Below are 14,488 nucleotides of genomic sequence, written 5' to 3'. Positions count from 1 at the left end.
CGCGGGCCAACCAAAACTCCGAATTTTGTGAGAACCTCAGAAAGACCATCCATGGACCATACCTGTGAGAAAATAAATCTCCGTAATCTCTCACATCAAAAAATCACACCGAAGGTGGGGCCCAGAAAGCGCTTACGTTTGAGCAACACTCCAGGACCACTATCTGAGCTTAGCGCCCTATTCTGCACTGAGCCGGAGTCGACCCCAATAGGGCAATTGATTACTGTTACCAATCAATTGCAGGTGCGTGGCAAACCGGAAATCACAATATCCAAACTGTATGGACGCGGAGTGCTACTCCATGAAGAACTCTCTCGGCAACAGATACGGAAACCGGGTCGTCGGATCAATGTCGATCTTCATGATCGGCGCCATGAACTCCCCCCAGCGGGCATTGACGGCATCGTCGGCGAGTTTCGCCTTTGTGGCCTCCAGATCGTCGGTTTCGAAATAGCCGAACAGCGTCAGCCCGTGGCGGAAGATGTTGTAGTTCGAAATTCCGGCGGCCCTTAGGGCGTCGAGCATTTCCGGCCAGACCTCATCATGGCGCTTGCGGTACTCCTCTTCATATCCGGGACGGACTTCCAGAACCCAGGCGTAACCGGTCATTTTGTTCCCTCCTGCCAGGCGCGGAAACAGTCGCGCATGGTGATCGTTTCGGTCAGAACGTCTTCGAACAGCGTGTTCATATAATCCTGATGAACATTCTCGATTGCCAGAGCGCCCCGATAGCCGGCATCGCGCAGCGTGCCGAACATTGCAGGAAAATTCAGCGTCCCCTGGTCGAATTTCGCCTGCAGCGCGCCCATCCTCGCCTGCCGCAGATGCACATGGGCGGCGTGGGCAACGAGCGGATCGACTTCTGCCTGGCGGTAACCGAGACAGGCAAAATGCGAATAGTCGAGGGCGAGCTTTATCCCCGTCTCATCGATCAGCCGCTGCACGATTGACGGCGATTCGGCAAAAGAATGGACGTGCGGCTCAATGCAGATCGTCGCGCGAAAATCCGCGGCGACGGCAAGCAGGGCACGCAGGCTGTCAACCGAAACGGCTGCCGCTTCGTCCCGCGACTGTCTGGCATTGACCACGCCCGGCAGGATGAACACTGTGGCAATGTCCGCCGCGTCGGCGAAGGTCAGCACCTGCTCCAGATCACGGGCATTGGCGTCGATGGTCCCCGGCAGCGCCAGATTGCGGCCGTCGAGACCCTCGCCGAACAGGTGATAATAGTTGGGGATGCGCACGCCGAGCGGTGCCAGGCTCTGCGCGGCGGCGGCCGGATCGGACAGGATCTCATCCTTGTCCAAGGCCGAGCGGTAGAACAGACCGACGTCCAGCGCACCGATGCCAAGCGCCTTCGAGATGTCCGCCGCCTCCTGCAGCGAGCAGGCCGGCAAGGACCACGAGGTCAACGAAAGATGCATCCGATTATCCTCCGATTCTGGCCAGTTCGCCGGTACGGGCCGAGCGATAGAGCGCGTCGATGGCCTCGGTTACCCGTGCGCCATTTTCCCCGTCGGCGGCGTTGACGATCGGCCGGCCGGCACAAAGTTCGGCGAACCTAAACACTGGCAGCGCGCCGTCATAGGCGGCTTCCTGCGGGCTGATCGGAACGACCTCGTCGTCGCTGTCCAGCCGCCGCAATTCCAGCCGCGCCCGCTCATTGTCGAAAAACAGGCAGCCCTCGGTTCCGTAGATGCGGATGTCCGTGTGCATGCCGACATGCTTCGGCACGGTGGCGGATCCCGATAGCGACACGGTGGCGCCATTGGTCGCCCGGGCAACCGCGGCGTCGTAGAGGTCCACGCCGGTCTTCGACTTGCCGTCAATGCAGTAGACACTTTCAAAGGTCAGGTCCGAAACATACAGCAGCCAGGCCAGCGAATGGGACATCTGACCCCAACCATAGCCGCCTGCCCGTTCGGGGTCCGCCCAGGTGGACGCCGGTGGACGGTACATGTGATCGACGGTTTCCAGCATCGGTTCGCCGGAGAACAGATCGTCGAGCGCCGAGCCCATCTGACACACGCAGTGACGCACTTCGCCAATACGTCCGTCCCGCACGATCTGCGCGGCCCGCGTCGTGTAACCGGTGAAGTTGAGCCCGCACGGAACCAGCACCGATCGGCCGGCAACTTCTGCCGCGGCGGCAATGGCACGTCCGTCCGCCACTGTCGTTGCCATCGGCTTTTCCACCAGCACGTGGCAACCGGCCTCAAGTGCGGCGATGGCGGGCGCCGTGTGCGCAATATGAGGGGTTGAGACGACCACGCCGTCCAGTTGCTCATTCGCCAGCATTTCAGCCACATCCGTGTAGCGCGACGCAATACCGAACCGGTCGCCGACCGCCTGAAGGTGTTGGTCGTTGAGGTCGCAGATCGCAACGACATCGGCATGTTCGCTTTGCCGGATCGTGGGTATGTGGTTGAAGGTCGCCCACCAACCGACGCCGACGATTCCGATTCTGGCGGTCATCCTCTGCTTCCTCCCTTCTTGTCCTGGACGATGGTCGACTTGTAGACATTGCGCATGTGGCGGGCCGCGGCAGCCGCCGCCGCATCCGGGTCATGCGCCTTCAACGCATCCAGAAGGCGCTTGTGATCACGAACGCTCTGCTCCAGCACGCCTCCGGTTTCCGACGCACGCTTGCGAAATTCCAGCCCCAGGACGTTGAGGCTCTCGCCGATGCGCTTGAGAAAGGCGTTACGCGCCGCCTTCCAGATCGTTTCGTGGAACGCGAAATCCGACATGCGGAACGCCAGGGCATCATCGATGACCCTCTGCTCATCGATCAACTGCTGCAGTTGTTGCAGTTCCTCGTCGGTAATGTGCTCGGCCGCCCGGCGCGCCACGTCACTCTCGATCAGGCTGCGGGCGTCGTAGAGCTCGCGGATGTTCATGTCCTCGAGCGACAGGAAGAACTGGATCGGACCGAGCAGCGATTCGGCATCGAGCTCGCTGATATAGGCGCCGCCGCCCTGGCGGGTGCGAACGACCCCCAGGATCGACAGGCCGCGGATCGCCTCGCGCACACTGGGCCGCGAGACATTCAGCGAAACGGCGAGTTCCCGTTCCGGCGGCAGCTGGTCTCCGGATTTCAGGATGCCGGCCTTGACCATTTCCAGCAGGCGGTGGGCGACAAGTTCGGCGACCGATTCCCGAACGATCGGTTTTTCGAATTCGAGCTTTGCCGGATCGCTCATTCCGTGGTCCCCGCGATTTTTGTCGTCCGGGACGGCAGCCACGCCCTGATATTGACGCGCGGCGCCAGCACAGAGGCGATCAGCAGCACGCCGATCACGCCGGTCTGGATATGCCCGGTGATGTTGAGAAGTGCCATGCCGTTGCGCAGATTCAGGACGATCAGGATGGCCAGCAGCGTGCCGAGCAGCGAGCCGGTGCCGCCGAAAATGCTGACGCCGCCGAGCAACACGATGGTGATGATGTCGAGTTCAAAGCCGAGCGCCACATCGCCGCGCACCGCGCCCACCCGTGCCGCATAGAGCAGACCGGCAAAGGCCGCGACCGTGCCGGAGGCGATGAACAGGATCATCTTGTGACGCGCCGTGTCGATGCCGGCGAACTCGGCGACATCCCGGTTGGTGCCGATGACATAGGTCTTGCGCCCGAATCCCGATTTCTGCAGCACGACATAGAGCACCAGAAACAGGATGGCGAAGGCGAGCAGCGCGAACGGCACCGGCCCGAGAAAGCCCCGCTGGCCGAGCGCATCGAACCATTCGGGGAATTCACCAATGCCACGATCCTCGACGAGAACCCTTGCCAGACCGCGGAACCCGATAAGCGTCGCCAGCGTAACGACAAGAGACGGCAAGCCGATGCGGGAGATGAAGAAGCCGTTGAGTGCACCGCCGGCAACGCCTATCGCAAGCACGAGAATGATCGCAAGAGGCACCGGTACGCCTGCCTGGAAAAGCCAGCCGAAGGCACAGGCCGCCAGCCCCATCATCGAGCCCACCGACAGGTCGATCTCGGCATTGATGATGACGAAAGTCATCACCAGGGCGACGATGACCTTCTCGATCGACAGATGAAACAGATTGATCTGGTTGGACAGCGCCAGATATTGCGGCGACAGGACGCTGTTGGCGACGACGATCACCAGCAGCACGCCGATCAGGAACCATTCCCAGGTCTGCAGCCGCCGCGTGGAAGCCGTGGTGTGAGCGGGGCCGGTCATCGGGTGACCTCCGCAACGGCGCCCGCGGCTTCGGATTTGCGCTTTTCGCGGGCAATGCGCAATCGGATCAGACGCCGCATCAGCACCGCGTCGACCGAAACCGATATCAGGATCAGGGCGCCGAGCACCGCCTCGCGGAAGAATTCACTGACCAGCGCCCAGCGCACCAGGCTGGTGTCGATGAGATCGACCAGAACGGCGCCGCTGAAAGCGCCGATGACCGTTCCCGAACCGCCGAAAATATTGACACCGCCGAGCACGGCTGCGGCGACGGATTTCAGCTCGAAACCGAGGCCGGCAACCACCGTGATGTTGCCGAAGCGGGCGAGGAACATCAGCCCGGCCAGACCGGCCAGCGCGCCGGAAAGCACGAAGGCGGTCAGCACCGTTGCCTTGGTGTTGATGCCTGCCATCTCGGCGGCTTCCGGATTGGAGCCGACGGCATAGAGCCGCCGCGCCGGGCGCAGCCGGTTGAGCGCCACATGGACGATGATCACCACCGCCAGAGCCGACAGGAAGCCGGCGCGGAAATCGAACTGGCCGATCTCGAACAGCGTGGTGTTGGGAAAGGCGACCAGCCATTGCGGCAGGTTGGATGAGGTTATCGACTTGGCGTCGGAATACTCGACCAGAAACGAACGGAACAAGGCCAGCGTCGCCAGAGTGACAATGATCGACGGCACGCGTGCATAGGCAACGATCAGACCGTTGAAGGCACCGAAAGCCGCCCCGACCGCCGCCGCGTAGAGCACGAGCAGAGCCGGATGGAGATCCGGCATGCCGGTGACCAGCGAGCCGGCGGCGAAGGCCGAGAAGCCGACGATCGAGCCGACCGACAGGTCGATGTTGCGGGTCAGGATGACCAATGTCTGGCCGGTGGCGATCAGCGCCATGATGGCGACCGAACTGCTGATCCGGTTGAACAGCCGTCCGTTCAGGTAGTTGGGAATCTGGGTGGAGAAAAACACCACCACCAGCGCCAGCACGATCAGCAGCGCCAGGATGCGCAAGGTCTGCGGGCTGATACGGCTGAGCACCTGACCCATCAGGACGCCTCCTGCAGGTCTGTCTGGCCGGTGGCCAGCGCCATCACCTGTTCCTGCGTCGCATCTTCGTTGTCAATCACCGCCATCTGCCGCCCCTCGCGCATCATCAGGATTCGGTCGCCCAGCGCCAGAACCTCGGGCAGGTCCGAGGAAATCACAAGTGCCGCACCGCCGGCAGCGACGAATTCGCGGATCAGCGCATGCACCTCCGCCTTGGCGCCAACATCGATACCCCGGGTCGGTTCGTCGAAGATCAGCAGGTCGGGCTTCAGGTTGAGCCATTTGGCGAGCATGACCTTCTGCTGGTTGCCGCCCGACAGCATGCCGACCTCCATGTCGACATCCGGCGTGCGGATGTTGAGGCGCCGGCGAAACGTCTCTGCTGTTTCGTGCTCCCGGGCGCGGTCGAGCAGCCCGAAGCGCGACAGGTAGGATTTCAGCGTCGCCAGTGTGATATTCGAGCGGATGGCCATCGGCATCGCGAGGCCGAGCTTGCGCCGGTCCTCCGAGACATAGGCGATACCGGCGGCCATTGCCTCGCCGGCATTGTCGAACGTCGTTTCGCCGCCCTTGTAGGCAATCGTTCCGGCAGTCGCGGGGGCGATACCGAAGAGGGCGAGCCCGACATCGGTGCGGCGGGCGCCGACGAGACCGGCCATGCACAGGATCTCCCCGCGATGCAGATCGAAGGAGATATCCTCGAACACACCGTCACGCCCCAGACCGTGCACGCTGAGCAGCACGTCCGGGCGCGTTTGCGACTCGGCCTTGTCGAAGAAATGGTCGACCTCGCGGCCCACCATTTCGGCAATCATGGTGTCGGCGTCCGTCTCGCCGACCGGCTTCGTCGAGATGTGCTCGCCGTCGCGGATAACGGTCACCCGGTCGGCGATTTCGAAAATCTCCTCCAGCCGGTGCGAGATGTAGACGACGGAAACCCCTTCGCGCGCCAGCCCGGTGGCGATGCGGCGAAGTTGGGCGGCCTCATGCGCCGACAGCGACGCCGTCGGTTCGTCCATGACCAGCACGCGAACGTCCTGGCTCAGCGCCCGGGCGATCTCCACCGCCTGCTGTTCCGCCAGTGTCAGGCCGCTGGCGGTGCGGTCGACCTCGAGCTGCATGCCGATGCGCTCGATCAGGGCGCGCGCCTTGTGCCGCAATTCCCGCTGGTTCTGTAACAGCCCCTCACGGGTCGAACTGATGAAGATGTTCTCGGCGACATCCAGATCGGGAAACACCATCGGCTCCTGATACATGGCGGCAATGCCCGCATCGCGCGCCGCATGCGGCCCTGCGATGACGGTGGTTTTCCCGTCGATTTCCAGCGATCCGGCGTTCGGTTGGTGGATGCCGGTCATGGTCTTGATCATGGTCGACTTGCCGGCGCCGTTCTCGCCGACGACCGCATGCACCTCGCCGGGATAAAGTTCCAGCGACATGGATTTCAGGGCAACGGTCATGCCGAATGTCTTGGTCACCGAACGCAGGGCCAGAACCGGCTTGCTCATGTCCATCTCTCCCGCATCGCGTCCGGGCGGCTATTTCGCCGCGGCCTCGACATTATCCTTGGTGTAGACCGTGAACGGTCCCATCAGGATGCGTTTGGCACCCGGCCGGCCGGGATCTTCCTCGATCGTATAGTCACCCATGCGGCCGGCGTTGAACGTCTCGCCGAGTTCACCCTTGAGCTGGCCGGTGGCGATCGCGTAGGCCGTATAATAGGTGAGGTAGCCGAGATCGCGGAAATCCCACAACGCGAATTTCGGCGCACAGCCGTTCATGGTGTACGATACCATTTCCGACGGCAGGCCGAGGCCGCTGACCTTGACCTTGTCGCACAGGCCCTCGTCCTGCATCGCCTTGGACGCAGCCTGGATACCGACCGTGGTCGGCGACATGATCAGGCCGAGATCGGGATATTTGTCGACCAGCGCCAGGGCGCGGTTGTAGCTGACCTCCGACTGGTCGTCGCCATAGACGGTGTCGACCAGTTCGATGCCCTTATACTTGTCGTTGCCAGCAAGCTCGCTCTCCAGGGCGGCGATCCAGGCATTCTGGTTCGCCGCATCGGGCGTTGCCGAAAGGATGGCCATCTGGCCCTTGCCGTCCAGGATCGAGTGAGCCATGTCGGCCATCACCGTGCCGATCGAGCCGAAATCGACCTGGGCGACAAAAACGCTCTCGCCCTCGCCGGACGGGATCGGGCTGTCCCATGTGACGACCTTGGTGCCGGCCTTCTGGGCGGCCTCGGCGGACGGAACAATCTGGTCACCTGCATTGTTGGAGAGCAGCACGGCACCCTGCTTCTGGGTCGCGGCCGTGGTCATGATCTCGATTTGTCCTGCAACGGAGTTTTCGGGAGTGGGCCCCTGGAACAAAAGCTTTCCGGGGTTCTGTAGCTCCCTGTGCGCTTCCTGTGCACCTTCGTTGGCCTGGTCGAACACGAGGATGCCCAGGAATTTCGGCAGCAAGATCATGTCAGTGCTTTTTCCGGGCTCCAGCTTCATCGCTTCGGCATAGGCCGCGCCCGAGGTGCCGAGCATGAGCGCCGCTGCGACGGCTGTCAGTGCTTTCGTTTTCATTCCATTCTCCTCCATCTGTTGATTTTCGGCGCTAAAGCGCCTTGCTGCGGTTCCGGATGCATCAACGCATCCGATCTCCTCCTAAGCCTGGCCGACGGGCCGGCGCGGCGGTTCGCCTCGCAGAGCCCTCGAAATATCCTCCGCAACAAGCCCCTGAAGCCGGCCAATGGCGGCATCGGAGTACCAGGCCGCGTGGGGCGTCAAGAGCAGGTTCGGCGCATCGCGCAGTGGCGAATCAGCAGGTAACGGTTCATCTGCGAAGACATCCAGCGCGGCACAGGCGATCGTCCCCCGCTTCAGCGCTACGGCCAGGTCCGCCTCGACGACAAGTTGTCCGCGGGCACTGTTGACCAGCATGGCGTGCGGCTGCATTGCCGCCAGTCGCTCCGCGTTGAAATAGCCGATGGTTTCAGCCGTTGCCGGGGCATGAAGCGAAATGATATCGGCGGTGCGCAGGAGCATGCCGACATCGACTTTCTCGACGCCGAGTTCAGCGGCCTCGCCCCCACTCAACAGGGGATCACTGGCTATAAAACGGAAGCCAAATCCCATCAGCCGGTCAAGGACCGCACGGCCGATACGGCCCAGTCCGAAAAACCCGAGCGCGGTTTCGTTGAACGGCTTCAGCGGCCTGGCGTGCTCCACCGCCGCCCATTGACCGGCCCGCACCGACTTATCGAGCGGCATGAGTTTGCGCAGCATCGCCAAGGCCGCAGCCGCCGTGTGGTCCGCCACCTCATCCGGGCAATAGTCCGGGACGTAGCCGACCTTCAGGCCGTGCGACGCGGTCGCGCCCAGGTCGATATTGTCGTAGCCGACGCCGTACCGGATAACGGTGGCGCCCGGCGCGACAGCGCCGGCCGCCGCTTCGGTGAACGGCGCGAACTGAACGGCGACGACATCGGCACCGGCAACGGCCCGTGCGACATCATCGGCGCTTTTGCACTGGTGTGCGGAAAACGCCGCGCCGCCGGCGCGCGCCGCCTGCTCTTCGCGGGAAACGTCCGGGAACGTGTAGTCGGTGACAACGACAGTGCGGGTCATGCGCCGGCCTCCAGATAGTCATGGAGGATCTCGCCGGCGACGAGCGTGAACGCACCGCGCCAGTAGAAGCCTTCAAGGGGCTCGACGACCGGCAGGCGAAAGACCGGAAGCTGCGCGTTGGGGCGCAACTCCACCGTACAAGGTCCGCGCCACACTTCATGCACCATCACGTCGGCCAGTCGGCGCGATGTGATCTGGCGGATCGCCGGCCGGCCGTCGATGTGGTCGATGGCCTTCAGGTTGAGATTGGTGGCAAAGTCGAAATGCGGCTTGAGATCGGCCGCCTCGGCCGCCTTCTGCTTGTATGGCAGTGTGCCGGTGATGACGTCTATGCCGTTGCGCTCGACGGTGCCAACGATCAGATCGCCGCGGTGGTCGATGATCGGCGCGCCCTGTTTCTTCGGCTGGCCATGAACCTCGCGCCCATGGGCAACGCCGATATCCGAAGACAGCACCAGATAGGGCGAATAGCCCCCCGTCTCATTGCCCGGCATGCGAGCGCCGAACATGACGTTTGCCTCGCAATAGGGGCCGATCCAATCGGTGTCGTTCATCCGGTAGATATGCACGCAGGCAACATCGCCGACCGGCTCAAGCGGCGGCGGCAGCAGGAAGGCCATGGCCTCGGAATCGGTTCGCCAGTAAAGCGTCATAATCTCCGCGTCGCGGAAGCGGAACGGAAATGGCGGAACCATCGGCGCGTCCCAGGGCGTTGAGAAGCCGGATGCGCGAATGTCCTCTTCCGTCGGGCGCGTTACCCCGTATCTGGTGCGTTTTTCACTCATGCGAACCTCAGCGAGCGAATGACGTCTTCACGAATATCGATGCCGAGCCCGGGGCCTTCCGGCGGGTAGGCCCAGCCGTCCTTGTGCCAGAGCTTTTGCTCGACAATGTCGTCCTGGACGACGACGCTGAACGGCTTGTATTCGAAGATCTCCGTATTGGGAGAGGCCAGCGACAAATGCAGGCTGGCGGCCGTTGTAATCGCCGTCGACCAGGCATGGGCGTTGACGACCTTGCCATATTCGCTCGCCAGCGCATCGGCGCGCCGGAAACCGGTAATGCCCTCGACCCGCGCCGGATCGACGCCATAAACATCGACGGCGCCAATTTCCATTTGCCGCCGATAGCCGGCTTCGGTGAATTCCCGTTCACCGCTGGCGATGCGTACGGATGTGCCGGCCTTGAGTTTGCGATAGCCGGCATCGTCGGTCGGGTAAAGCGGCTCCTCGTACCAGCCGATACGGTATTCGGCCATGCGGTTGGCGACGGAAATGGCGGTATCGACATCCCAGCGCACACCGTTGCCGATGTCGACCAGGATTTCCGCCTCGTCACCGAGCGCCGAACGCAGCGCGCGGATGAAGCTGACATCGGTGTCCGGATCGCCGCCGATATTGGATTCGCCCTTCTTGGCAAAGCCCAGCTTGCAGGAACGGAAGCCCGCCTCGAAAAAGCCGACGACCTCGTCGACGCAGGCCGCCTCCCCCTTCTTGTTGACGTGGCTGGACGCGTTGGCGAGCAGCCGATCGTGTTTCAGGCCGCCGAAGAGCTGGTAGAGCGGCTTGCCGGCCTGCCTGCCGGCAATGTCCCACAGCGCCATGTCGATACCCGCAATCGCCATGGAGGCGATACCGCCTTCGCCATACCAGAAAACATGTCGCCGCATGGCGGTCCAGGCGCCGTCGATGTCGGCGGCTTCGTGACTCTTCAAGAGCGGCAGAAAACCTTCGGTTATGATCGTGCAGACCGCCTTGCAGGCTTCCGGCCACATGGCGATGCTCTCGCCCCAGCCAATGACACCATTCGTCGTCTCGATCCGTGTCAGGACGGTCCTGCGGATGGTGCCGAAATCGTTCGGATCCGGATATTCGATGGCCATCGGTTCAATCGTGGCAATTCGATCCATCCATCGTCCTCCCGCAATTCCTTTGACAGGATCGTCTCTTCGCGCTATCGGTAAATTGGTCAGGCCAATTAACTACGCTTAACGATAGAGGTCAAGCAAAAATGTTCAATCTCGCACCGGTGCCCGTTCCCGATCTTGCAGGAAAGGCAGTTCTTGTCACCGGTGCCGGCCGTGGCATTGGCGCGGAAACCGTGCGGATACTTGTGGACAACGGGGCGCGTGTTTTCGCCGGCCTTTTCGACGACCATTCAGACACGAATGAGCCGCTTCCCGAGGCAGCAACACGGCTGCCGCTCGATGTCACCTCGCAGGATCAGGTCGATGCCGCCATTGAGCGTGTGAGCCGGGAAGCCGGGCGATTGGACATACTTATCAACAATGCCGGGACCATCGCACCGATCGGCCGCCTTTCCGATCTCGACAGCGACGATCTGATACCGGCCCTGGCGGTCAATGTTGCCGGGGTCCATCGCGTAACCGTCGCGGCACTGCCTTTGCTGCGCGAAAACCGGGGTGTTGTCATCAATGCCGGCACGGGTGCCGCGACGACACCGATGGAAGGCTGGACCGCCTATTGCACGTCGAAGGCGGCCATGCACATGCTGACGCACATGTTCGACCTGGAACTGGCCGACGACGGCGTCAAGAGCTTCTTTATCGGCATCCCACCGACAGATACAGCGATGCAGGGTGTCATACGCGAATCCGGGCTCAATCCCATCAGCCAAATCGCCCAATCCGACCTTGTACCGACCACCGTCTCGGCCTCGGTCATCGCCTGGCTCTGCGGTTCAGACGCGCGCGAACTTGAAGAATTCATTCTCGATGTGCGGCAGGAGCGCTTCACCGCGATGATGAATCTGCAATCAAGATAGCCATTGAAAATTGACCCGATCAGCAGCTCTGGCTGCAGCCGCATGCGTTTGCAACCGCGCCCCTTGCTCCTGCCGCAGGCGTGGGGGGACAACTTGAAAGAAAAGCGGCTATTCGCGCCTTGTGATTGACGGCAAGGTTTTGAAAAAGGAAATACGTAGAGAGTATTGGAAAGATCAAGAAAGGGCGATCTAAAGATAGTTCAGCGGCGATCAACAATCCGGAGATACCGGCATCGCAAACAGTGATGTCATTGTTGACCATAATTTCCAGTTATCGTTACGCCAGTTTCAAGCACTCGACCAGCGAGCACCACAACTAACAAATTTTAGAATCAATCATTTGTATTGGCGACTGGCAATCTTTCTACCGCCGAAACCCAATTCGCCAACTGTCTTCAAGTTCATTCTCTTCCGTGGTGTCCTCGTCTTCAGCTACCTGCGCAAAAAGTAGCGTGACCTGATGGCCATCTCGTTGCCGCATAGATTGTTCGAGAATTGTCGGTGCGCGATGTCCGAATTCAGTTTCGAGCCAGACAGAGCCGTCAAGTTCTGCCCAGTCTGTGGGTTCCCGCAAAGATGAAGCCGGCGCCAGAAGGCTGTAGCAGTCAGCTGGCAGGCGATCCCCTTTTTGAACGGCAAGTCCGCGGGAAGCCATCACTCGCGCGCGCATAGTGGATCACACCATCTTTGGAGAATACGAAGGCACAGGTGTCTTCACTCAGATCGACATATCGGTTTGCCGTCGCCTCGAGACTTGTGCCGTACCGCTTCGCAAGCGTCATGACATGACTGACATCAGCTTCACCAAGACGATCGACATCCCTCGTAAAGCGCGGCTTGTACATGAGAAGGCCGGCGGCGAACCGGTTAGCTTCACTTTCCTGCTTTCTATGAATCGTATCTCGGCGATGTTCGCGTAGGTCGGCTGCCGTACACTGCCGGTTGCCTTGGTGTGATGGGATCAAGAAGTGCCCGAGCTCATGGGCAACCGTGAAGCGGTGCCGCCCTTCAGGCTGGCCTTCCTTGGTCAAGATGACGCCTTTGTTCTTCGCATCATCGGTCATGAGAGCACCTACAAAGCCCTCAACATCAAGATCCTGAAATCCGATAATACCGACGCTCTCAGCAAGTTCTTTAATCGGAACTTTCTTCGGCCAATCGGTATGATGCTCGAAGATCACGCGCAGCAGAGCTTCTGGCGACCCACAATCAGCCAACTCCATGCATAGATCATCATTCACTTCCCGTCTCCCTTGAGACGTTCGGCCATGGTTCGCAAGACATCCCAGTCCTTTTCTGAAAGCCTTCCATCAAACTCACGGAAGAATTGTTGAGCGGCGGCATCCTCTGGAGACGCGTGCTCGTCGGTTAAGAACCCAATCGGGACTGAAAAATGGGCCGAAAGCTTTGTTAAAAGATCGAGCCCAGGATTCTTACTCGAGCCCTTCTCGAGTTCCCAGATATGCGCTTTTGAAACCCCTACAGCGTCTGCGACCTTTTGTAGGGATTCCCCTTCCTTTCGCCGCAACTCTTTGAGCTTCGCCGCCAATGACATCCGATTTCCTCCAGTTCCCACATCATGTGTGGGCAAATCGTTAGATAAGTCATACGACGTGTTTGCCTCGGTTGACAAGATCCTAATCGTTCACTATATCTTACGACATGTTCATGCACCGATTCGAGAGGAGGTGATGAAAATGGGCAAGAATCAACACGTAGTGCCGCACGAAGACGGCTGGGCCGTCCAGGGTGCGGGGAACGGTCGGGCTACTTCCGTTCATGACACTCAAGCCGAGGCAGTAGATCGGGCACGAGGTATCGCGCGCAATCAGGAAAGCGAACTCCTGATCCATGGCCGCAATGGGCGGATCCGAGCACGGGACAGCTATGGCAGCGATCCGTTTCCGCCGAAGGGATGATGTGAAGGTCGCTCCATAAGGGGCGGCTTTCGTCTTTCCAGAACAAGGCGAAGGTCAAGGTTGCTTTTTTCGAGCGCAAAACCAAGAGGTAGAATAAGGCATGACGGTCACGATTACCAAACAGGCAGAAGCCTATCTGGAAGCGCTGGCAAGAGCGTTAGAAATTCCGACCTCGCGGTACGAGCAGGCTGAAAAGAGTTACAAGTCGCTCGGCGACTGGTTGCATCGGGACGAATCTGGTGTGAAAAACTTCGATCCAGATGTGTTTGTGCAGGGTTCATTCCGGTTGGGGACGGTTATCAAGCCGCAATCTGATGAAGAAGAGTACGATGTGGATTGCGCCTGCGCACTGACCAAGTTGGGCAAATCAAGTATTTCACAATTCGACCTGAAAGAATTATTGGGTGAGGAAATCAAGCTGTATCGCAAAAGCAAGGGTATCCAGAAAGAAGTCCATGAGGGCCGCAGGTGTTGGCGCCTGGAATATGCCGACGGGGCACAGTTTCATATGGACATCGTCCCTTGCATTCCGAATGCGGATGATCAGCGCCTCCTGCTTGAATCCCGCAATTTGGACGCCCGGTTTGCTGATACGGCCGTAGCGATCACCGACAACGAAGTTCCGCAATACTATGAAATCACTGATGACTGGCCCCGTTCAAATCCACGTGGTTATGCGGAATGGTTCAAGTCTCGTATGGGAGATGTTTTCATCCGCAGGCACGAACAAGTGCTCAATAAGATGCGTTCAGAAGGGGTAACGGCAAGCGTCGAAGACATTCCCACCTATAGGGTTCGCACGCCACTGCAATCGGCAATTATGATCCTAAAACGTCATCGCGACACGATGTTCGCCGATCATCCGACGAACAAGCCAATATCGATCATCATTTCCTCACTGGCGGCCCATGC

General features: G+C 60.4%; 16 protein-coding genes. 3 read left to right on the top strand and 13 right to left on the bottom strand.

Annotation, left to right across the window (positions count from 1 at the left end; translation table 11 throughout):
* Positions 1-294: 294 nt before the first annotated feature.
* From AC5E6N_RS18485 to AC5E6N_RS18435, 11 genes are all read right to left on the bottom strand, one after another.
* Complete coding sequence (locus tag AC5E6N_RS18485) at positions 295-609, bottom strand: L-rhamnose mutarotase (RefSeq protein WP_491691914.1); 315 nt, start codon at positions 607-609, stop codon at positions 295-297.
* On the bottom strand, positions 606-1,424 hold the full coding sequence (locus tag AC5E6N_RS18480) for a sugar phosphate isomerase/epimerase family protein (protein ID WP_491749194.1): 819 nt from the start codon (positions 1,422-1,424) through the stop codon (positions 606-608). Before AC5E6N_RS18480 ends, AC5E6N_RS18485 begins: the two co-directional genes overlap by 4 nt.
* Positions 1,425-1,428: 4 nt before the next feature.
* Positions 1,429-2,475, bottom strand: a complete 1,047-nt coding sequence (locus tag AC5E6N_RS18475) for a Gfo/Idh/MocA family protein (RefSeq protein WP_491749193.1) — start codon at positions 2,473-2,475, stop codon at positions 1,429-1,431.
* Positions 2,472-3,203 carry a FadR/GntR family transcriptional regulator gene (locus AC5E6N_RS18470; protein ID WP_491749192.1) on the bottom strand — a complete coding sequence of 244 codons (732 nt, stop codon included), beginning with the start codon at positions 3,201-3,203 and terminating at the stop codon, positions 2,472-2,474. Before AC5E6N_RS18470 ends, AC5E6N_RS18475 begins: the two co-directional genes overlap by 4 nt.
* A complete protein-coding gene (locus AC5E6N_RS18465) occupies positions 3,200-4,201 on the bottom strand; it encodes an ABC transporter permease (RefSeq protein WP_491749191.1) in 1,002 nt (333 codons plus the stop codon). The genes AC5E6N_RS18470 and AC5E6N_RS18465 overlap by 4 nt, the downstream gene beginning before the upstream one ends.
* The gene (locus AC5E6N_RS18460) at positions 4,198-5,247 is read right to left on the bottom strand and encodes an ABC transporter permease (protein ID WP_491749190.1); all 1,050 of its coding nucleotides are present in this window, start codon (positions 5,245-5,247) and stop codon (positions 4,198-4,200) included. The genes AC5E6N_RS18465 and AC5E6N_RS18460 overlap by 4 nt, the downstream gene beginning before the upstream one ends.
* Complete coding sequence (locus AC5E6N_RS18455; RefSeq protein ID WP_491749189.1) at positions 5,247-6,755, bottom strand: sugar ABC transporter ATP-binding protein; 1,509 nt, start codon at positions 6,753-6,755, stop codon at positions 5,247-5,249. The genes AC5E6N_RS18460 and AC5E6N_RS18455 overlap by 1 nt, the downstream gene beginning before the upstream one ends.
* 30 nt (positions 6,756-6,785) lie before the next feature.
* Positions 6,786-7,829: a rhamnose ABC transporter substrate-binding protein gene (locus AC5E6N_RS18450; protein WP_491749188.1), complete on the bottom strand. Its 1,044-nt coding sequence runs from the start codon at positions 7,827-7,829 to the stop codon at positions 6,786-6,788.
* Positions 7,830-7,910: 81 nt separating this feature from the next.
* Positions 7,911-8,873 (bottom strand): C-terminal binding protein, encoded by a 963-nt coding sequence (locus AC5E6N_RS18445; protein ID WP_491749187.1) that lies wholly within the window; start codon positions 8,871-8,873, stop codon positions 7,911-7,913.
* Positions 8,870-9,658: an acetoacetate decarboxylase family protein gene (locus tag AC5E6N_RS18440; RefSeq protein ID WP_491749186.1), complete on the bottom strand. Its 789-nt coding sequence runs from the start codon at positions 9,656-9,658 to the stop codon at positions 8,870-8,872. The genes AC5E6N_RS18445 and AC5E6N_RS18440 overlap by 4 nt, the downstream gene beginning before the upstream one ends.
* The gene (locus tag AC5E6N_RS18435; RefSeq protein ID WP_491749185.1) at positions 9,655-10,782 is read right to left on the bottom strand and encodes a mandelate racemase/muconate lactonizing enzyme family protein; all 1,128 of its coding nucleotides are present in this window, start codon (positions 10,780-10,782) and stop codon (positions 9,655-9,657) included. The genes AC5E6N_RS18440 and AC5E6N_RS18435 overlap by 4 nt, the downstream gene beginning before the upstream one ends.
* A 101-nt stretch (positions 10,783-10,883) precedes the next feature.
* Between AC5E6N_RS18435 and AC5E6N_RS18430 the strand changes: the two genes are divergently transcribed.
* On the top strand, positions 10,884-11,657 hold the full coding sequence (locus AC5E6N_RS18430; RefSeq protein ID WP_491749184.1) for an SDR family oxidoreductase: 774 nt from the start codon (positions 10,884-10,886) through the stop codon (positions 11,655-11,657).
* Positions 11,658-12,262: 605 nt separating this feature from the next.
* Here AC5E6N_RS18430 and AC5E6N_RS18425 read toward each other — a convergent pair.
* Both AC5E6N_RS18425 and AC5E6N_RS18420 read right to left on the bottom strand, forming a co-directional pair.
* Positions 12,263-12,898, bottom strand: a complete 636-nt coding sequence (locus AC5E6N_RS18425) for an ImmA/IrrE family metallo-endopeptidase (RefSeq protein WP_491749183.1) — start codon at positions 12,896-12,898, stop codon at positions 12,263-12,265.
* Positions 12,895-13,212, bottom strand: coding sequence for a helix-turn-helix domain-containing protein (locus AC5E6N_RS18420; protein WP_491749182.1), 318 nt, complete (start codon positions 13,210-13,212; stop codon positions 12,895-12,897). The genes AC5E6N_RS18425 and AC5E6N_RS18420 overlap by 4 nt, the downstream gene beginning before the upstream one ends.
* A 142-nt stretch (positions 13,213-13,354) precedes the next feature.
* Here AC5E6N_RS18420 and AC5E6N_RS18415 point away from each other — a divergent pair, with 142 nt between their 5' ends.
* Together AC5E6N_RS18415 and AC5E6N_RS18410 are read left to right on the top strand one after the other, a co-directional pair.
* Positions 13,355-13,576 (top strand): DUF2188 domain-containing protein, encoded by a 222-nt coding sequence (locus tag AC5E6N_RS18415; protein WP_491749181.1) that lies wholly within the window; start codon positions 13,355-13,357, stop codon positions 13,574-13,576.
* A gap of 100 nt (positions 13,577-13,676) precedes the next feature.
* On the top strand, positions 13,677-14,488 hold an 812-nt coding region (locus tag AC5E6N_RS18410), incomplete at its 3' end, for a nucleotidyltransferase domain-containing protein (RefSeq protein WP_491749180.1).

This window comes from Hoeflea sp., from assembly GCF_984452065.1.
The sequence above is the reverse complement of the archived record's forward strand: the minus strand, read 5'-3'. Positions and strand labels throughout refer to the sequence as shown.